Genomic DNA, 18,998 nt, shown 5'->3' with positions numbered 1-18,998 from the left:
GTTGCGGTATCTGTTGCTGCAACAACAGGTTTGATTGGTCATAGGGGTAAAGTAGCCCGGGCTGGCGCTTTCGCCTTGCATAGACCGTTTGGACGATTATGCTGGGTGCCGATTTTCAGAATTTTGGAGTTGCGCATGCCCCGCTTGTTACCGTTTGTCGCTTTGCTGGTTTTGCTGCCGTTGTGGCTGGCCGCAAGCTACGGGGTGCGTTACGTGTTGATGGAAGACCCACAGTGGGTTGGCCTGTGCCTGGAGCAGGCGACGACCTGGTCGTGTCAGGTGCGTTCGACGTTGGGTTTGATGATCCACTGGCGTGTACTGGCCTGGACGGCGTTGGGCCTGGCACTGCTGGCGATGCTGATCCCGGGGCGTGCCGGCTGGCGTATGGCGGTGTTGGCATTACTGTTCGGGATTCCGGCCTTGGTCTTGTACACCGCCAGTATGGCCGTGTTTGCCGTGGTGCTGGCGGCGTTGCGCCTGGTTAGGCAGGCGCCGCGTACCCCCTGAGACCGTGTTGAGCCTATCGCAGGCAAGCCAGCTCCAACAGAGCCCGCGTAACCTGTAGGAGCCGGGCTTGCCCGCGATGCAGCCACCGCGAACTCACGGTCACCCCACCGACGCCATCGCAGGCAAGCCAGCTCCAACAGAGCCCGCGCAAGCTGTAGGAGCGGGTCTTGCCCGCGATGCAAACGCCGTGAACTCAAGGACACCCCACCGACGCCATCGCAGGCAAGCCAGCTCCAACAGCGCCCGCGCAAGCTGTAGGAGCGGGTCTTGCCCGCGATGCAAACGCCGCGAACTCAAGGACACCCCACCGACGCCATCGCAGGCAAGCCAGCTCCAACAGAACCCGCGCAGCCTGTAGGAGCCGGGCTTGCCCGCGATGCAGCCACCGCGAACTCACGGACACCCCACCGACGCCATCGCAGGCAAGCCTGCCCCAACAGAGCCCGCGTAACCTGTAGGAGCCGGGCTGAACTGGTCAAGTAAAAGTGGACACCGCTTTAGGTTTCACGCCGCCAGTTTCTCCATGGCTACAGGCGACAGATAGTCGTTGTAGCTGTGGAGCCTGACGTTGTTGTAACGCAGCACATAGCGCTGCAGGTCAGCCATTGCCTCTAATTCTGAGTCGTAACCGCCTTCAGGTACCCACTCAGATTTCAGGCTTCCGAAGAAACGTTCCACAGGTGCATTGTCCCAACACTCACCTTTACGGCTCATGCTCTGCCTGATCCCAAATCTAGCCAGCTCTTCCCTGAATTTATGACTGGTGTACTGGCAGCCTTGATCTGAATGAAACATCACACCAGTTGGTTTCCCTCTCAGTTCCGCTGCCATGCGAAGCGCCTTGCTCGCTAGCGTAGCGTCAGCGATCAGGGAAAACGCCCAACCGACGATACGTCTAGCAAACAAGTCCAAGACCGCTGCGAAATACAGCCAGCGTTTACCGATCTGGATATATGTCACATCTCCGCACCAGACCTGGTTAATCGCCCCCACATCAAAATGGCGCTTAAGCTCGTGTGGGGCCACCAGCGCCTCCACACCTGTCGAGCGGTAACGATGTCGTCGCCGTTGACGGCTCACAACCTGCGCCTCCTTCATCAAGTTCGCGGTCATGAAGCGGCCGACTTGATGACCTTTGTTTTGCAGCTCGCGGGCCAAAGTTCTGGCACCGGCAGAACCTCGTGAGGCCTTGTGCAGCTTGATCAAAGCTACCTTGAGCGCTTCACGATGCGGGTCGGTCTTTCCCTGCCGTTTACGCCAAGCATAGAAACTGCTGCGATTGATTTCGAACACCCAACAGCAGTCTGCTATGCCATAACGCTCGCCCAGCTCATCGATCAGCGGGAATGATCTTTGGCGTCCAAAAGCAGGAGAGCACTGGCCTTTTTTAGTATTTCGATATCCCGGTCCTTTTGCTTGAGCAGTGCCTTGAGCGCCTGAATTTCCTTCTGCTCGGGAGTGATTGCCTTGGCATTAACAGGCGTCACGCCCATCCGCTCTTTGCGAAGCTGTTCAACCCAACGGCGTAACGCGGTGGGACCAATACCCAAGCTGGCACAGACTTCGGGCACGGACTGGTCGTTGTCCAGAACCATGCTGGCCGCTTCAAGCTTGAACTCGTTCGAATAAGAATTTCGCATCGGAACATCCTCTGATATGGGCGCCATCATAGCGCCCGATCAAAGTGTCCAAAATCATTAGGCCAGTTCAGGCTTGCCCGCGATGCAAACGCCGCGAACTCAAGGACACCCCACCGACGCCATCGCAGGCAAGCCAGCTCCAACAGAGCCCGCGCCAGCCTGTAGGAGCCGGGCTTGCCCGCGATGCAAACGCCGCGAACTCAAGGACACCCCACCGACGCCATCGCAGGCAAGCCAGCTCCAACAGAACCCGCGCAGCCTGTAGGAGCCGGGCTTGCCCGCGATGCAAACACCGCTTACTCGCTGACACCCCACCGACGCCATCGCAGGCAAACCTGCTTCAACAGCGCCCGCACCAGCTGTGGTAGCGTCTGTACGTTACTGACGCACCCTCAAACTCCGCCACAATCCCACCACCATCACCACACTGACCGCCGCCCAGATCCATGCTTGCTGGTTGCCCAGGCCCTCACGGAACAGTTGCGGCGCGATACCGGCCCCGATGATAAACGTCAGCACACCGACCTCCGCCCGTGGCGCACGTACCGGCCGCAGGGCATAGACCAGTGCTGGCAACACCAATGCCGCGCTTGGAAAACTGCGGTAACGCGGGTCAAACACCAACGCCAGCATGCTTACCGCTGCGGCAAAGCCTGCCGCCACCAGCCACCATCCCGCCCGGGCCTCCAGCCAGTTGAAGGCGCGATCACGCCAACCTTGACGTGTCGCCAGTGCCAGGGCCGCATGGGCCAGCACCAGCAGGTTCAAGCCGACCAACAGGCCCGCCCACAACCACTCACCGGCAAACCGGCTGTTGATTCGCGCAAGCTCTCCCCACAGCCCGATGCTGGCGGCACCGGTTGCTGCCAGCAACGGCAGCAGCAAGGCCGAGCGGGTGCCGCGCACGGGGCCGGCAAGCCACAGCGTGATCAGGAACAGTACGCCACCGAAGCCCAGCCACTGCGGCCAGAGCGGCAGGTTCGACACCGGCCCTTCAAGCACGCCCTTGTCCTGACGGTCTGCGTCATATAGCCCCCAGTAACCGCCGACGGCACCTTCGCTGGCGCGTTTCCACGGCTGGTCAAAGGCTTCTATCAGGTTGTAATGCCAGCCTTGCTGCTCGGCCATGGCCACGAAACCACGAATGAAGCGTGCCTCGTTGACCCGGCTGGGCAGGGCGGTTTCGCGCTGGCGACCTTCGCTGGGCCAGCCGGTTTCACCGATCAGGATATCCTTGGGCGCGAAGCGGTTGCCGAACACCTGGCGGATCTCGCCGACGTGGGCGAGGGCGTCGTCGATTCGCTTCGGATCGTCTTCCCAGTAGGGCAGCAGGTGGATGGTCAGAAAGTCCACCTCTGGGGCAATCTCAGGATGTTTCAACCAGAACTCCCAGACATCGGCATAGGTCACCGGCACGCTGACCTGGCTTTTCACCCGGGCGATCAGGCCGGCCAGTTGCGGGCCCGTCACTTCCTTGCGCAACAGCGCCTCATTGCCGACGATCACCGCTCGAACGACGTCCTTGTTGGCATTGGCCGAGGCAATCAGTGCCTGGATTTCCTTCTCAGTGTCTGCCGGGTTGCTGTTGATCCAGGCACCCAGCATTACCTTAAGGCCGTGCTTGCGTGCCAGCTCAGGGATCGCCTCGAGACCGGTCATTGAGTAGGTGCGAATGCACTCGAAACGCTTGGCCAGCAATGCCAGGTCGGCATCCATGCGCGCCGGGCGCAGTTGGAAAGGCTGGTCGAACGGGGACTGGTCTTTATCGAACGGCGTATAGGACGCGCATTGGAGTTTGTGCGTGGCACTGGCCGCATCGGGCAGTACCACCGGTTTCCCCAGCCCGTACCAAAGCCCGGCAAGGGCGAACAGGCCGAGCAGGCAGGCGAGCAGGTAAGGCAGCACGGGAAAGCGGGCGGAGGAGGACATTAATCGACGCCGTCTGGTAACAAAGCCGCCAATAGTACCCGCAAACGCCGCCCGCTAAAGCCTTGGCATGCAAAGTTTGGGCATAACCGGCAGCCGTTCGAACCACGCCCCGGCCTGCTGGCCTGATGATGTCGTTTCTCGGTGTCTTGAGGTCGCTGACAGAGCAGGTTCCCGAGACGTGTCGGTTGATGATGCCTTGCATCAGTACTCCGCTGATGCTTCGGCTGTCCTGGTAAGTGGGCGTGACGGGGGCGCCATGCACCAAAATAACGTGACGATGCTCGACCATCGTCGGGCGCTGCACTTTCCGTGAAGTAACGAGGGGAAGCTTTGATGAAAATGCGACGACTCCTGGGGGCGGCCTCCGCCCTGGTACTGGCAATGGGCGCCACGCAGGCGATGGCCAAGGAAGTGAGCATCGGCTACGTCGATGGCTGGTCGGACAGCGTCGCGACGACGTTTGTCGCGGCACAAGTGATCAAGGAAAAACTCGGCTATGAGGTCAAGCTGATGCCCGTTGCGACCGGCATCATGTGGCAAGGCGTCGCCACCGGCAAACTGGACGCCATGCTCTCCGCCTGGCTGCCGGTCACTCACGGCGAGTACTGGAGCAAAAACAAAGACAACGTGGTCGATTACGGCCCTAACTTCAAGGACGCCAAGATCGGCCTGATCGTGCCGGAGTACGTCAAGGCTGTTTCGCTGGCCGATTTGAAGACTGACGACAGCTTCAAGAAAAAGATTGTAGGTATCGATGCCGGCTCCGGCGTGATGCTCAAGACCGATCAAGCGATCAAGGACTACGACCTGACCGGCTACAAGCTGCAAGCCAGTTCTGGTGCGGCGATGACGGCTGAGCTGGGGCGTGCCTATGCCAAGCAGCAGTCGATTGCGGTCACTGGCTGGGTACCGCACTGGATGTTCGCCAAGTGGAAACTGCGCTTCCTTGAAGACCCAAAAGGGGTGTACGGCGCTGCTGAAACCGTCAACAGCATTGGCAGCAAAGAACTGGCGACCAAGGCGCCAGAAATCGCCACGTTCCTGAAAAAGTTCTCCTGGCAGTCGAAAGACGAAATCGGCGAGGTCATGCTTGCGATTCAGGAGGGCGCCAAGCCTGAGGCCGCCGCCAAGGATTGGGTTGCCAAGCACCCTGAGCGCGTCGCGGAGTGGACTGCCAAGTAACGGCTTCAAGCCTTTTTTCGGGGCTCCAGGGCTGCATGAATCGTTGCGATCATGCAGCCCTTTGCATTTCTGGCTGTTACAGAAACTGCAAAAGAGTTTTACATCTAAGACTAAGGTCGTCTGGAGTGAGTCCCAAGGCAGCATAAAGTAGCGGTGAGTTCTTTCTACTCTGTGCTGCGAGGACAAAAACAATGAACGACAGCATTTACCTCTCGATACAAAACAGCCCGCGGTTCAAGGAGCTGGTTTCGAAACGGGAGCGGTTCGCCATGATTCTATCGGCGATCATGCTTGGGCTTTACACTGGCTTCATCCTGCTTATCGCTTATGGTCCCCAGATTCTGGGCACCAAGATCAGCCCTGAGAGTTCGATTACGTGGGGCATTCCTGTGGGTGTCGGCATTATTGTGGCGGCCTTCATTCTCACTGGGATCTACGTACGTCGCGCGAACGGTGAGTTCGACGACCTGAACAACGCGATTCTCAAGGAGGCTCAGCAATGATCCGGCGTTTACTGGCAACACTGGCCTTCGGCGTTTTCGCGCCGGCCGTCTGGGCGGGAGAAGCCCTGACCGGTGAGGTCCACAAACAACCCCTGAACATTTCTGCCATTGCGATGTTCGTGGTTTTCGTTGGCGCCACCCTATGCATTACCTACTGGGCATCCAAGCGCAACAACTCGGCAGCGGATTACTATGCTGCGGGTGGTCGTATCACGGGCTTCCAGAACGGTCTGGCAATCGCCGGTGACTACATGTCCGCGGCGTCCTTCCTGGGTATTTCCGCACTGGTGTACACCTCTGGCTACGATGGCCTGATCTACTCGATCGGCTTCCTGGTCGGCTGGCCAATCATTCTGTTCCTGATCGCCGAGCGGTTGCGCAACCTGGGCAAATACACCTTTGCCGACGTCGCTTCCTATCGCCTGAAGCAGAAGGAAATCCGCACCCTGTCGGCCTCCGGCTCGCTGGTGGTGGTAGCGTTCTATCTGATCGCTCAGATGGTGGGTGCAGGTAAACTGATCCAACTGCTGTTCGGCCTGGACTACCACGTTGCGGTGATCCTGGTGGGCATCCTGATGGCGCTGTACGTGTTGTTCGGCGGCATGCTGGCGACCACCTGGGTACAGATCATCAAGGCTGTACTGCTGCTGTCCGGTGCGAGCTTCATGGCACTGATGGTCATGAAACACGTCAACTTCGACTTCAACATGCTGTTCTCCGAGTCGATCAGCGTTCACCCTAAAGGTGAAGCGATCATGAGCCCGGGTGGCCTCGTGAAAGATCCGATCTCGGCGTTCTCGCTGGGCCTGGCACTGATGTTCGGTACCGCTGGCCTGCCGCACATCCTGATGCGCTTCTTCACTGTGAGCGACGCCAAGGAAGCGCGTAAGAGCGTGCTGTATGCAACGGGCTTCATCGGCTACTTCTACATCCTGACCTTCATCATCGGCTTCGGCGCGATCCTGCTGGTCAGCACCAACCCGGACTTCAAGGACGCGGCTGGCGCGCTGTTGGGCGGTAACAACATGGCAGCTATCCACCTGGCCAAAGCGGTGGGCGGCAGCATCTTCCTCGGCTTCATCTCGGCGGTGGCGTTCGCGACCATCCTGGCTGTGGTTGCAGGCCTGACCCTGGCCGGTGCCTCGGCAGTGTCCCACGACCTGTATGCCAGCGTGTTCCGTAAAGGTCGCGCCAACGAGAAGGACGAGATCCGCGTTTCGAAGATCACCACGATCGCTCTGGCGGTACTGGCAATCTTCCTGGGCATCCTGTTCGAGAAGCAGAACATCGCGTTCATGGTAGGCCTGGCGTTCTCCATCGCTGCCAGCTGCAACTTCCCGGTACTGCTGCTGTCGATGTACTGGAAGAAACTGACTACCCGTGGCGCCATGATCGGCGGCTGGATGGGCCTGGTCAGTGCAGTAGGCCTGATGGTTCTCGGCCCAACCATTTGGGTACAGATCCTCGGTCACGAGAAAGCCATCTACCCGTACGAGTATCCAGCGCTGTTCTCGATGCTGATTGCCTTCGTCGGTATCTGGTTCTTCTCGATCACCGACAAGTCCAAAGCAGCTGATGAAGAACGTGCACTGTTCTACCCGCAGTTCGTTCGTTCGCAAACCGGCCTGGGCGCCAGCGGTGCGGTATCGCACTAAGACGCTGAGCGGTTAAGCCACAGAAAAATGCCAGTCGATTGACTGGCATTTTTTTTGGGGCTTTTGCGTCGCAGGTGCTGGTTTCAAGTCTCCAGCCCTACGGTGCTTTCAGGTCACGCCGTTCATTTAGCCTGCGCCATTCAGCAACCTGATGAAGGATGGGGCCGGCCCATGCCTTCGCTACACTCGCCGAACGTATCCATGGTTGAACGAGGCATCCGTCTATGCAAAACCGCATGATGATCACTGGCGCCGGATCGGGGCTGGGCCGGGAAATTGCGTTGCGTTGGGCGCGTGAGGGCTGGCAACTGGCACTTGCCGATGTCAATGAGGCCGGCTTGCGGGACACCCTGGCCCTGGTGCGTGAGGCCGGTGGAACAGGCTTTACCCAGCGCTGCGACGTGCGCGACTACAGCCAGCTGACAGCATTGGCGCAGGCCTGCGAAGAGCATTTCGGTGGCGTTGATGTCGTCGTCAACAATGCCGGCGTTGCCTCTGGCGGCTTTTTCGCCGAGTTGTCGCTGGAGGACTGGGATTGGCAACTGGCAATCAACCTGATGGGCGTGGTCAAGGGCTGCAAGGCGTTCTTGCCCCTGCTGACCCGCAGCAAGGGGCGGATCATCAATATTGCCTCCATGGCGGCCTTGATGCAGGCCCCTGCCATGAGTAACTACAACGTGGCCAAGGCGGGCGTGGTGGCCCTGTCGGAAAGCCTGCTGGTGGAGTTGCGCCAACAGGAGGTCGCTGTGCACGTGGTGTGCCCCTCGTACTTCCAGACCAATCTGCTGGACTCGTTCCGTGGCCCGACGCCAGCAATGAAAGCGCAAGTGGGCAAGTTGCTGGAAAGCTCGCCGATTACGGCGAGTGACATCGCCGACTATATCTTCCAGCGCGTCGCGCAAGGCGAATTCATGATCCTCCCTCACGAACAAGGTCGCCAGGCCTGGCAACTCAAGCAGCAAAACCCTCAGGCGCTGTATGACGAGATGGCCACAATGGCCGAGAAAATGTGCGGCAAGGCTCGCTCGACGCAGGCTTGAGCGTTCGCCTCAGGTATTCTGGGCGCCTTTGCTGAACAACCCAAGGTGCCCTGGCGTGATCAATTACTTCTGGTTCTTCCTCGCTGCAGTCTTCGAGATTGGCGGTTGTTATGCCTTCTATCTCTGGCTACGACTGGGCAAGAGCGCGTGGTGGATCGCGCCAGCGTTGTTCAGCCTGACCCTGTTTGGGCTGATCCTGACCCGGGTCGAGGCGGCCTATGCCGGTCGGGCATACGCGGCTTATGGCGGTATTTACATCGTCACCTCGTTGATCTGGCTGGCAGTCATCGAACGCGCCAGGCCGTTGAGCACGGACTGGATGGGCGCGCTGCTGTGTGTGCTGGGCGCCACCCTCATTGTATTGGGGCCGCGTTTTCACAACGCCTGAAAGCCTCTTTTTTAAGTTTATTTGTAGGGAAAATCTGAAATTGCGGTGGGAACTGTCTAAATCCCGCTCGCAGCATTGATGGCACCTTGCCCATGCAGCAGTCTCCAGATTCGCCAAAAGTTGGAGGAAAAAGCGATGCTGGTTATCGGACGTGAGGTAGGTGAGGTGATCGCCATTGATGGTCAGATCAGGATCGAAGTGTTGTCCGTGGAAGGCGGTACCGTACGTTTCGGTATCAGCGCTCCACGGCATATCGAGGTGCACAGGGCGGAAATCTACCGGCGTATTGTCGAGCAGGCCGGCAAGAAGATGAGCACGGACTGATTCAGTCCAGCAGTTCCCGAGGGACTTCGTGCTTGGGCAGCAACTGGCACTGTTGGCTTTCCAGGTCGAAGAGGATAAAGGCCTGACCTTTGAGCAGCGCTTGGCGAACCCGCAGTACACGGGTTTCGAGCGGGGTTTCGTCACCGTTGTCGGTACCGTCGCGGGTGACGAAATCCTCGATCAGGCGGGTCAGGGTCTCAGCTTCCAGTTGGTCGTAAGGAATCAGCATAAAAGGACTTGGACGTAGTTAAGAGTGCCCACATCCTACGCGAATCGTTACTGGCTGGCTTCGCCCTGTCTGCGCTTGCCGCGAACCAGTTCACGCAGCATGAAGCGGTTCGGATGGCAGGCTTCGGCGACTGCACGGGGCAGTGGCAGCGGTGCACCGTCAGCCCAGGCAGCAACCAGCTCGCCTGAAAGCGGTGCGGTGATCAACCCGCGCGAGCCATGACCGCTGTTGATGTACAAGCCCTCAAGCCAAGGGCAGGGCGTGCTCGGTTGTTGCCGGGCGTCTTTGGCCAGCACCGCAAAGGCCTGAGCGAACGCTTTTTGATCAGCCAGCGGGCCAACGATTGGCAGGTAGTCCGGGCTGGTACAGCGGAACGCGGCCCTGCCTTCCAGCACCTCGGGATCGAGATGATCGGCGCCCAGGCGCATCGCCAGGTCGGCGGAGATCTCTTGTAGCAACGCCAGGTTGCCTTGGTGCTCGGCGGCGGTCGGCGTCAGCTCGGTGGCGGTGAAGTCGAAACTGGCGCCGAGGGTGTGTTCACCCAGGCGCGGTGGGGCAACGTAACCCTCGGCGCAGACCACGGTGCTCAAGGTTGAACTCTGCCCAGTGGCCGGCAGGCGGGTGATTTGCCCGCGAATGCGCTTGAGCGGCAGTTCACTGCAGCCGTCAAACCGATGGATCTCCGCCGCGCAGGCCAACACCGCGAGCGGCGCACTGGCCAACAGGCGCTCGCCCTCCCAGGCCTGCCACTGGCCATCGGCCTTGCGCAGTTCCAGTACCTGGTGATGCATCAACAGGCGGATGTTCGGATGCTTGGCCTGCCAGGCGCACAGCGCCGGCGGGTGAACCCAGCCACCTTCAGGGTAGAACAGGCCGCCACTGGCCAGGCCGATGCCCGCCACGGTTTCGGCGTCGGCACGGTTCAGGCGTTGCAGCAATGTCGGGTCGAAAGCCTCGGCCAGTTTGGCCTGGCGCTGATCTTCCTTGTCGTCGAAGGCTAACTGCAGCACACCGCAGGCGTCCCAATCACGGCCGCGCTGCAGTTGTTCCAGCAAGCGTCGGGTGTAACCGAAGCCGCTGATGATCAACCGCGACAGGGCGGTGCCGTGGGCTGAGAGCTTCAGGTAGAGCACACCTTGCGGGTTGCCCGAGGCCTCGCTGGCCGGTTGCGCATGGCGATCCAGCAGGCTGACCTGCCAGCCCCGTGCCGCCAGGCTTGCGGCCGTCGCACAGCCAGCCAGGCCGGCGCCAATCACCAGCGCCTGGCGTGGGCCCGGCAGGGCAGGCGGGCGGGCGTACCAGGGCGCGACAGTTGCCGGGGCAGCCTGCTCGGGTGGGCAACCTTCATAGACGCCGCGCACGATTTCCCACTTCTTGCCGATGCCGGGGATCTTTTTCAGCGCGAAACCGGCAGCCATCAACCCGCGACGAACCCAGCCGGTGCTGGTAAAAGTGCCGAGTGTGGCCTGTTCGGCCGAGAGCCGGGCCAACTGAGCGAACAGCTCCGGGGTCCACATTTCCGGGTTTTTCGCCGGGGCAAAACCATCGAGGAACCAGGCGTCGACCCGGGCATCGAGTTGCGGTAACTGTTCCAGCGCATCGCCCACCATCAAGGTCAGCGTGACCCGACCCTGCTCGAAGACAAACTGCTGGAAGCCTTCATGCACCGCCACATACTCGGCCAACAGGGCATTGCCGAAATCTGCCAGCTCCGGCCACAGGGCCAAGGCCTTGGCCAGATCGGCGCGGCTCAGGGGGTATTTCTCGACCGTCACGAAATGCAGGCGAGCACCAAGGCCGGCGCATTCGGCGAACAACTGCCAGGCGCAAAGAAAGTTCATCCCGGTACCAAAACCGGTTTCGCCGATCACCAGGCACTGGTTGTCCTGCAGGGCGCTGAAACGCTGACGCAGGTTGTTCTGCTCAATGAACACATGACGGGTTTCTTCAAGGCCCTGTTCCTTGGAAAAATAGACGTCATCGTACTGCCGCGAATGCGGGCGTCCCTGGTCGTCCCAGTCAATCTGGGCATAGTTGGTTACGTCGGTCATGTTCGGCTCGAAAACGGCAAGACCGGCATTTTAGCCGATCGGTTGAACGCTGTTTGACTTGGCGCATGGTACTGATTTTTCTGCCGACAAAAGCCGCGCTGATCCGCTAGGCTTGCTTATCAACCAAGGGAGCCTGGTACATGTTCGAATCTGCTGAAATCGGTCACGCCATCGACAAGGACACCTATGACGCTGAAGTCCCGGCGTTGCGAGAAGCGTTGCTTGAAGCGCAGTTCGAACTCAAGCAGCAGGCACGGTTTCCGGTCATTGTATTGATCAATGGCGTCGAAGGTGCAGGCAAGGGCGAGACGGTCAAGCTGCTTAACGAATGGATGGACCCTCGGTTGATTGAGGTCCGTACCTTCGATCAGCAAAGCGATGAAGAGCTCGCCCATCCACCGGCCTGGCGCTACTGGCGGGCTTTGCCGGCCAAGGGGCGGATGGGGATTTTCTTCGGCAACTGGTACAGCCAGATGCTGCAGGGGCGGGTTCATGGTGAATTCAAGGACGCCGTGCTCGACCAGGGCATTGGGGGGGCCGAGCGTCTGGAGCGGATGCTCTGTGATGAAGGTGCGCTGATCTTCAAGTTCTGGTTTCACCTGTCCAAAAAACAGATGAAAGCCCGCCTCAAGTCCCTGCAGGACGACCCGCTGCACAGTTGGCGGATCAGCCCGCTGGACTGGCAACAGTCACAGACCTATGACCGCTTCGTGCGTTTTGGTGAGCGGGTGTTGCGCCGTACCAGCCGAGACTATGCGCCATGGCATGTCATCGAGGGTGTCGACCCCTATTACCGAAGCCTGGCAGTCGGGCGCATTCTGCTTGAAGGCTTGCAGAACGCGCTGAAGACCGAAGGGCGCGTGGTTCGTGCGAGTAACATCGCGCCGTTGAGCCAGAGCATTGATCAGCGCAGCTTGTTGGGCAGCCTGGATTTGAGCAAGCAACTGAGCAAGGACGAATACCAGGAGCAACTGATTACCGAGCAGGCACGCCTGGCCGGGCTGCTGCGTGATAAACGCATGCGCCGCCATGCCTTGCTGGCCGTGTTCGAAGGGAACGACGCGGCGGGCAAGGGCGGTGCGATCCGCCGCGTGGCCGCAGCACTGGACCCGCGTCAATACCGTATCGTGCCGGTTGCCGCCCCGACCGAAGAAGAACGTGCCCAGCCTTACCTCTGGCGATTCTGGCGGCACGTCCCGGGGCGCGGCAAATTCACCGTGTTCGATCGCTCCTGGTACGGCCGGGTGCTGGTGGAGCGAGTCGAGGGGTTTTGCCAGCAGGCAGACTGGATGCGGGCCTATGGCGAGATCAATGATTTTGAAGAACAGTTGAACAACGCTGGCGTGGTGCTGGTCAAGTTCTGGATGGCGATTGACCAGCAGACCCAACTGGAGCGCTTCCAGGCGCGCGAACAGATCCCCTTCAAGCGCTTCAAAATCACCGAAGAGGACTGGCGCAACCGTGACAAGTGGCCGCAATACGCCGAAGCGGTGGGCGATATGGTTGACCGTACCAGCACCGAAATTGCGCCCTGGACCCTGGTCGAAGCCAATGACAAACGCTGGGCCCGGGTAAAAGTGCTGCGCACCATCAACGAAGCGCTGGAAGCGGCGTTCAAGAACAACAAGAAATAGCCACCAACGCCATCGCAGCCCGTGCAGCCTGTAGGCGCCGGGCTTGCCCGCGATACAAACGCCGCGAACCCACTGACACCCCACCGACTCCATCGCAGGCAAGCCAGCTCCAACAGAGCCCGCGCAACCTGTAGGAGCCGGGCTTGCCCGCGATACAAACACCGCGAACCCACTGACACCCCACCGACGCCATCGCAGGCCAGCCAGCTCCAACAGAGCCCACGTAACCTGTAGGAGCCGGGCTTGCCCGCGATGCAAACACCGCGAACCCACTGACACCCCACCGACGCCATCGCAGGCAAGCCAGCTCCAACAGAGCCCGCGCAGCCTGTAGGAGCCGGGCTTGCCCGCGATGCAAACACCGCGAACCCACTGACACCCCACCGACGCCATCGCAGGCCAGCCAGCTCCAACAGAGCCCGCGTAACCTGTAGGAGCCGGGCTTGCCCGCGATACAAACACCGCGAACCCACTGACACCCCACCTGCTCTAATAGAACTGCACCAGCTGTAGGAGCCGGGCTTGCCCGCGATACAAACGCCGCGAACTCACGGACACCCCACCGACGCCATCGCAGGCAAGCCAGCTCCAACAGAGCCCACGTAACCTGTAGGAGCCGGGCTTGCCCGCGATGCAAACGCCGCGAACCCACTGACACCCCACCGACGCCATCGCAGGCAAGCCAGCTCCAACAGAGCCCGCGCAGCCTGTAGGAGCCGGGCTTGCCCGCGATGCAGCCACCGCGAACTCACGGATACCCCACCGACGCCATCGCAGGCAAGCCAGCTCCAACAGAGCCCTCGTAACCTGTAGGCGCCGGGCTTGCCCGCGATACAAACGCCGCGTACTCGCTGACACCGCACCGACGCCATCGCAGGCAAGCCAGCTCCAACAGAGCCCACGTAACCTGTAGGAGCCGGGCTTGCCCGCGATGCAGCCACCGCGAACTCACGGACACCCCACCGACGCCATCGCAGGCAAGTCAGCTCCAACAGAGCCCGCGTAACCTGTAGGAGCCGGGCTTGCCCGCGATGCAGCCACCGCGAACTCACGGACACCCCACCGACGCCATCGCAGGCAAGTCAGCTCCAACAGAGCCCGCGTAACCTGTAGGAGCCGGGCTTGCCCGCGATACAAACGCCGCGAACTCACGGACACCCCACCGACGCCATCGCAGGCAAGCCAGCTTCAACAGAGCCCACGTAACCTGTAGGAGCCGGGCTTGCCCGCGATACAAACGGCGCGAACCCACTGACACCCCACCGAGGCCATCGCAGGCAAGCCAGCTCCAACAGAGCCCTCGTAACCTGTAGGCGCCGGGCTTGCCCGCGATACAAACGCCGCGAACTCACTGACACCCCACCGACACCATCGCAGGCAAGCCAGCTCCAACAGAGCCCGCGTAACACTTGCAGGCTTTCATGGAATGAGATGCTGAATTCTTTTCTATATCTGTAACTGTGTAAGTTGCGGTGACCGCCGTAGAATCAAGCCTCCCCCCACCACAGGGTTTTTCGAGGCGGTCATGCATATTTCTTCCGGACGCTGGGTCTACGGTCTGTTCCTGGCGTTGTTGACGGCCGTGCTCTGGGGCATCCTTCCGATCAAGCTCAAGCAGGTGTTGCTGGTGATGGACCCGGTCACTGTCACCTGGTTCCGCCTGCTGGTTTCTGGTGGCCTGCTGCTGGCCTTTCTTGGCGCCACGCGGCGTCTGCCGTCCGTGCGTGCCCTGGGGAGAAACGGGCGTTTTCTGCTGTTGCTCTGCGTAGGCGGGCTGGTCGGCAACTATGTGCTCTACCTGATCGGTCTGAACATACTCAGCCCCGGCACGGCGCAACTGATGATCCAGATGGGGCCGGTGCTACTGTTGATCAGTAGTGTTGTGGTTTTCAAGGAACGTTTCAGCCTGGGGCAGGGGATCGGCCTGGTCATTCTGCTGCTGGGCTTCGGGTTGTTCTTCAATCAGCGCCTGGACGAACTGCTGACCTCCTTGGGGACCTACACCAAGGGCATTCTGATTATCCTGCTGGCCGCTGCGGTGTGGACGTTCTATGCCTTGGGCCAGAAGCAATTACTCACCGTGTGGAGCTCGCCACAGGTGATGATGGTGATCTACCTGATCTGTGCCTTGATCCTGACGCCGTGGGCGCACCCATTGGAGGCGCTGCAACTGAGCCCGTTGCAAGGCTGGTTGCTGTTGGCCTGTTGCCTGAACACGCTGGTAGCCTACGGTGCCTTTGCTGAAGCGTTGGCCCACTGGGAAGCATCGCGGGTCAGTGCGACCCTGGCGATCACCCCGCTGGTGACGTTCGGCTGTGTTGCCCTGGCGGCCATGCTCTGGCCAGGTTATGTACAACCCGAGCAGATCAATGGCCTGGCGTACATCGGTGCCGTGATCGTGGTGCTTGGCTCGGTGCTGATTGCGCTGGGGCCGTCACTGATTGCCGGTTGGCGTGCCAGGCGCGTGCGCCTGGCACGCTGACTCAGCCGTTGTCGCCCGCATCGAGCATGTGTTCGGGCCGTACCCATTGGTCGAACTGCTGGTCGCTGACATAGCCCAGCGCCAGTGCGGCCTCGCGCAAGGTACTGCCTTCGGCATAGGCCTTTTTGGCAATCTCGGCGGCTTTGTCGTAGCCGATGTGCGGGTTCAGCGCCGTCACCAGCATCAGCCCACGTTCCAGGTGGTCGGCCATCTGCTGAGGATCCGGCTCAAGCCCGGCAATACAGTGCTGCTGGAAGTTATGGCAGCCGTCGGCCAGCAGTTCGATCGACTGCAGCAGGTTATGGATGATCACCGGCTTGAACACGTTGAGCTGAAGGTGCCCCTGGCTGGCGGCAAAGCCGATCGCGGCGTCGTTGCCCAGCACCTGGCAGGCGAGCATCGACAGCGCCTCGCATTGGGTCGGGTTGACCTTGCCGGGCATGATCGAGCTGCCCGGCTCGTTGGCCGGCAATCGCACTTCCGCCAGCCCGGTGCGCGGGCCGGAGCTGAGCAAGCGCAAATCGTTGGCCAGTTTCATCAGGGTGATCGCCAGGGTTTTCAGCGCCCCGGCCAGGAGCGTCAGTGGTTCATGCCCGGCCAGCGCGGCGAATTTGTTCGGTGCGCTGACGAAGGGCAGCCCGGCCAGGGCCGCAAGCTCTGCGGCGATGGCTTCGGCAAAGCCTTTCGGCGCGTTCAGGCCGGTACCGACTGCCGTGCCACCCTGTGCCAGCTCGTAGACTGCCGGCAGTGCCGAGCGGATTGCTCGTTGTGCGTAGTCGAGCTGGGCGACATAGGCCGACAGTTCCTGGCCGAAGGTAATCGGTGTGGCGTCCATCATGTGGGTGCGTCCGGTCTTGACCAGGTGCTGATGACGCACCGACTGTTCTGCCAGGCCCGCAGCCAGTTCGCTGATTGCCGGCAGTAGTCGCACGTGTACTGCCTGTGCTACGGCGATGTGCATGGCGGTGGGGAAACAGTCGTTGGAGCTCTGCGAGCGGTTGACGTGGTCGTTGGGGTGGACCGGCGCTTTCCCCCCTCGGCCCTGGCCGGCAAGTTCGTTGGCGCGGCCGGCTATCACCTCGTTGACGTTCATGTTGCTCTGGGTGCCGCTACCGGTCTGCCAGACCATCAGCGGAAACTGCTCATCGTGCTGCCCGGCCAGTACCTCGTCAGCGGCTTGTTCAATCAGCCGGGCAACGTCGGCTGGCAGGTTGCCGTTACGCACGTTGACCCGGGCGGCCGCCTTCTTGATCAGCGCCAGGGCGTGCAGGACAGCCAGCGGCATCCGTTCCTTGCCAATTGCGAAGTTGATCAGCGAGCGCTGCGTCTGGGCGCCCCAGTAGGCCTGATCCGGAACTTCGACCGTTCCCAGGCTGTCTGTCTCGTTACGGCTCATGCTGCGGTCACTCCTTTGTCGTCTGATTCCGCAGTTTAGGTCCTGATTCGACACGGCGGTTTCTTTACGTGTCGATCCACTTGAGCGCTCAGCCCGAGTCGGCGCAGAATGCTCTACTCTGAGGTGCCACCTCTTCCGACAATTAAGGATTTCCGATGACCCGTCTTCGCGCCCTTTGCACCGCAGTTGTACTGGTTTGTGCCAGCGGCCAGGTGCTTGCCGATACTGCCAGCCACAATGCCAGCGCCGAAGCCTTCCTTAAGCTGGCGCACGCCGACAAGCTCGGAACCCCGGTCTACATGCAAGTGCAGCAGATGTTCGCCCAGCGCTTTGAACAGACCAAGGCACCTGCTTCGAAAAAGGCTGTGCTGGACAGCTACCAGGCCAAGGCCAATGCCGCCCTTGACCAGGCGATCGGCTGGAACAAGCTCAAGCCCGATATGGTTAAGCTCTACACCAGCACCTTCAGCGAAAGCGAGCTGAAAGACCTGGTGAAGTTCTACGAGTCGCCACTGGGCAAGAAAGTCCTGGAAAAAATGCCGATGGTCACCCAGCAGTCGGCTCAGTTGACCCAGCAGAAACTGGAAAGCGCAGTACCGGTGGTCAACAAGCTGCTGTCTGACATGACCACCGAACTGGACCCGTCCGCGGGCAAGGCCGCGCCGGCCAAGAAGCCGTAAGCGGAGCCCGTCATGTCGATGCAGCAACGAATTGAGCAAAGCCTGGCCGCCCTGGCCCCGCAGCACCTTGAAGTGCGTGACGAAAGCCACATGCATAGCCGTGGCCAGGAAACCCACTACAAGGCGATTTTGGTCAGTGAGCAGTTCGAGGGGCTGAACAGCGTCAAGCGCCACCAGAAGGTGTACGCCACCCTGGGCGAGTTGATGAGCCAGTTCCACGCCTTGGCCTTGCATACCTACACGCCGCAGGAGTGGGAAAAGGTCGGTGCAGCCCCGGCCTCGCCAACCTGTGCCGGTGGTAGCAAACACTGATTTTGCTGCCGGGTTTTTGTTAGAATGTGCAACGCGCCGCTCGTCGGCGCGTTTTTTTTGACACCCGGTTCGTCCTTTGCGAGGACAGCCACCTGGAGAATCAAGGCATGACCCAAGCTATCGTCGTGGCGGCGCTGTACAAATTCGTTACCCTCGAAGATTACGTCGAGCTGCGTGAACCGCTGCTCGAAACGATGACCGCCAATGGCGTCAAAGGCACCCTGTTGCTGGCTGAAGAAGGCATCAACGGTACGGTGTCCGGTACCCGTGAAGGCATCGATGGCCTGCTGGCCTGGTTGCGCAGCGATGCGCGCCTGGTAGACATCGACCACAAAGAGTCCTACTGCGATGAACAGCCGTTCTACCGCACCAAGGTCAAACTGAAGAAAGAGATCGTCACCCTGGGTGTGCCGGGCGTCGACCCGAACAAGAAGGTCGGTACCTACGTCGAGCCCAAGGACTGGAACGCACTGATCAGCGATCCGGAAGTGCTGTTGATCGATACCCGTAACGATTACGAAGTGTCCATCGGCACCTTTGAAGGGGCGATCGACCCGAAAACCACGACCTTCCGTGAGTTTCCCGAGTACATCAAGGCCAACTTCGACCCAAGCCGTCACAAGAAAGTCGCCATGTTCTGCACCGGCGGCATTCGCTGTGAAAAAGCCTCCAGCTACATGCTCGGCGAGGGGTTCGAAGAGGTCTATCATCTCAAGGGTGGCATCCTCAAATACCTTGAGGAAGTGCCGCAGGAAGAGAGCCGCTGGGAGGGCGAGTGCTTCGTCTTCGACAACCGGGTCACCGTTCGTCATGACCTGAGCGAAGGCGATTATGACCAGTGCCACGCCTGCCGCACGCCGATCAGTGTGGAAGACCGTGCTTCGGAGCACTACTCGCCAGGTATCAGCTGCCCGCACTGCTGGGACAGCCTGAGCGAGAAGACGCGCCGCAGCGCCATCGACCGGCAGAAGCAGATCGAACTGGCCAAGGCCCGCAACCAGCCGCACCCGATTGGCCATAATTACCGCAAAGCTGCCGAGGTTTGA

At 60.5% G+C, this 18,998-nt stretch carries 17 protein-coding genes; 12 read left to right on the top strand and 5 right to left on the bottom strand.

Going from position 1 to position 18,998, the window contains the following annotated elements; all coding sequences use genetic code 11:
- The first annotated feature begins 135 nt into the window (after positions 1–135).
- The gene (locus CS390_RS18230) at positions 136–507 is read left to right on the top strand and encodes a hypothetical protein (protein WP_065760406.1); all 372 of its coding nucleotides are present in this window, start codon (positions 136–138) and stop codon (positions 505–507) included.
- A gap of 504 nt (positions 508–1,011) precedes the next feature.
- Here the strand turns inward: CS390_RS18230 and CS390_RS18225 are convergent.
- Both CS390_RS18225 and CS390_RS18220 read right to left on the bottom strand, forming a co-directional pair.
- Positions 1,012–2,147 (bottom strand): IS3 family transposase gene (locus CS390_RS18225; protein WP_256587516.1). Its coding sequence is split into 2 segments (ribosomal slippage): positions 1,012–1,898 and positions 1,898–2,147, totalling 1,137 coding nucleotides; the frame shifts between segments, so codons are not numbered across the junction.
- Between the two features lie 378 nt (positions 2,148–2,525).
- Positions 2,526–4,076, bottom strand: coding sequence for a beta (1-6) glucans synthase (locus CS390_RS18220; RefSeq protein ID WP_099775528.1), 1,551 nt, complete (start codon positions 4,074–4,076; stop codon positions 2,526–2,528).
- A gap of 333 nt (positions 4,077–4,409) precedes the next feature.
- On the opposite strand from CS390_RS18220, the gene CS390_RS18215 reads away from it, so the two are divergent.
- From CS390_RS18215 to csrA, 6 genes are all read left to right on the top strand, one after another.
- On the top strand, positions 4,410–5,258 hold the full coding sequence (locus tag CS390_RS18215; RefSeq protein ID WP_099775527.1) for a glycine betaine ABC transporter substrate-binding protein: 849 nt from the start codon (positions 4,410–4,412) through the stop codon (positions 5,256–5,258).
- 191 nt (positions 5,259–5,449) lie between these two features.
- The gene (locus CS390_RS18210) at positions 5,450–5,761 is read left to right on the top strand and encodes a DUF485 domain-containing protein (protein WP_065760403.1); all 312 of its coding nucleotides are present in this window, start codon (positions 5,450–5,452) and stop codon (positions 5,759–5,761) included.
- The gene (locus CS390_RS18205; protein ID WP_065760402.1) at positions 5,758–7,416 is read left to right on the top strand and encodes a cation acetate symporter; all 1,659 of its coding nucleotides are present in this window, start codon (positions 5,758–5,760) and stop codon (positions 7,414–7,416) included. The genes CS390_RS18210 and CS390_RS18205 overlap by 4 nt, the downstream gene beginning before the upstream one ends.
- A gap of 224 nt (positions 7,417–7,640) precedes the next feature.
- Positions 7,641–8,456 (top strand): SDR family oxidoreductase, encoded by an 816-nt coding sequence (locus CS390_RS18200; RefSeq protein WP_065760401.1) that lies wholly within the window; start codon positions 7,641–7,643, stop codon positions 8,454–8,456.
- Positions 8,457–8,511: 55 nt separating this feature from the next.
- Positions 8,512–8,844 (top strand): YnfA family protein, encoded by a 333-nt coding sequence (locus tag CS390_RS18195; RefSeq protein WP_065760400.1) that lies wholly within the window; start codon positions 8,512–8,514, stop codon positions 8,842–8,844.
- A gap of 135 nt (positions 8,845–8,979) precedes the next feature.
- Positions 8,980–9,168 (top strand): carbon storage regulator CsrA, encoded by a 189-nt coding sequence (gene csrA, locus CS390_RS18190; RefSeq protein WP_065760399.1) that lies wholly within the window; start codon positions 8,980–8,982, stop codon positions 9,166–9,168.
- A 1-nt stretch (position 9,169) separates the two neighbouring features.
- Here csrA and CS390_RS18185 read toward each other — a convergent pair whose 3' ends face one another.
- Entirely contained in the window at positions 9,170–9,397 is a 228-nt protein-coding gene (locus CS390_RS18185; protein ID WP_065760398.1) for a YheU family protein, read from the bottom strand.
- A 47-nt stretch (positions 9,398–9,444) separates the two neighbouring features.
- Positions 9,445–11,448: a bifunctional tRNA (5-methylaminomethyl-2-thiouridine)(34)-methyltransferase MnmD/FAD-dependent 5-carboxymethylaminomethyl-2-thiouridine(34) oxidoreductase MnmC gene (mnmC, locus tag CS390_RS18180; RefSeq protein ID WP_099775526.1), complete on the bottom strand. Its 2,004-nt coding sequence runs from the start codon at positions 11,446–11,448 to the stop codon at positions 9,445–9,447.
- A 140-nt stretch (positions 11,449–11,588) separates the two neighbouring features.
- On the opposite strand from mnmC, the gene pap reads away from it, so the two are divergent.
- Together pap and CS390_RS18170 are read left to right on the top strand one after the other, a co-directional pair.
- Entirely contained in the window at positions 11,589–13,082 is a 1,494-nt protein-coding gene (gene pap / locus CS390_RS18175; RefSeq protein ID WP_099775525.1) for a polyphosphate:AMP phosphotransferase, read from the top strand.
- Positions 13,083–14,607: 1,525 nt separating this feature from the next.
- On the top strand, positions 14,608–15,564 hold the full coding sequence (locus CS390_RS18170) for a DMT family transporter (protein WP_065760838.1): 957 nt from the start codon (positions 14,608–14,610) through the stop codon (positions 15,562–15,564).
- Position 15,565: 1 nt separating this feature from the next.
- Here CS390_RS18170 and CS390_RS18165 read toward each other — a convergent pair whose 3' ends face one another.
- Positions 15,566–16,960: a class II fumarate hydratase gene (locus CS390_RS18165; protein WP_099775524.1), complete on the bottom strand. Its 1,395-nt coding sequence runs from the start codon at positions 16,958–16,960 to the stop codon at positions 15,566–15,568.
- A 155-nt stretch (positions 16,961–17,115) separates the two neighbouring features.
- Between CS390_RS18165 and CS390_RS18160 the strand changes: the two genes are divergently transcribed.
- The 3 genes from CS390_RS18160 (at position 17,116) to CS390_RS18150 (ending at position 18,998) form a co-directional block, all read left to right on the top strand.
- Positions 17,116–17,640: a DUF2059 domain-containing protein gene (locus CS390_RS18160; protein ID WP_065760840.1), complete on the top strand. Its 525-nt coding sequence runs from the start codon at positions 17,116–17,118 to the stop codon at positions 17,638–17,640.
- Positions 17,641–17,652: 12 nt separating this feature from the next.
- The gene (locus CS390_RS18155; protein WP_065760841.1) at positions 17,653–17,952 is read left to right on the top strand and encodes a BolA family transcriptional regulator; all 300 of its coding nucleotides are present in this window, start codon (positions 17,653–17,655) and stop codon (positions 17,950–17,952) included.
- Positions 17,953–18,059: 107 nt separating this feature from the next.
- A complete protein-coding gene (locus tag CS390_RS18150; RefSeq protein WP_177442419.1) occupies positions 18,060–18,998 on the top strand; it encodes a rhodanese-related sulfurtransferase in 939 nt (312 codons plus the stop codon).

It is taken from the genome of Pseudomonas sp. HLS-6 (genome assembly GCF_002753995.1).
GTDB classification, from domain to species: Bacteria; Pseudomonadota; Gammaproteobacteria; order Pseudomonadales; family Pseudomonadaceae; genus Aquipseudomonas; species Aquipseudomonas defluvii.
Note: the sequence above shows the minus strand (reverse complement) of the source record. Positions and strands in the feature narration are given on the sequence as shown.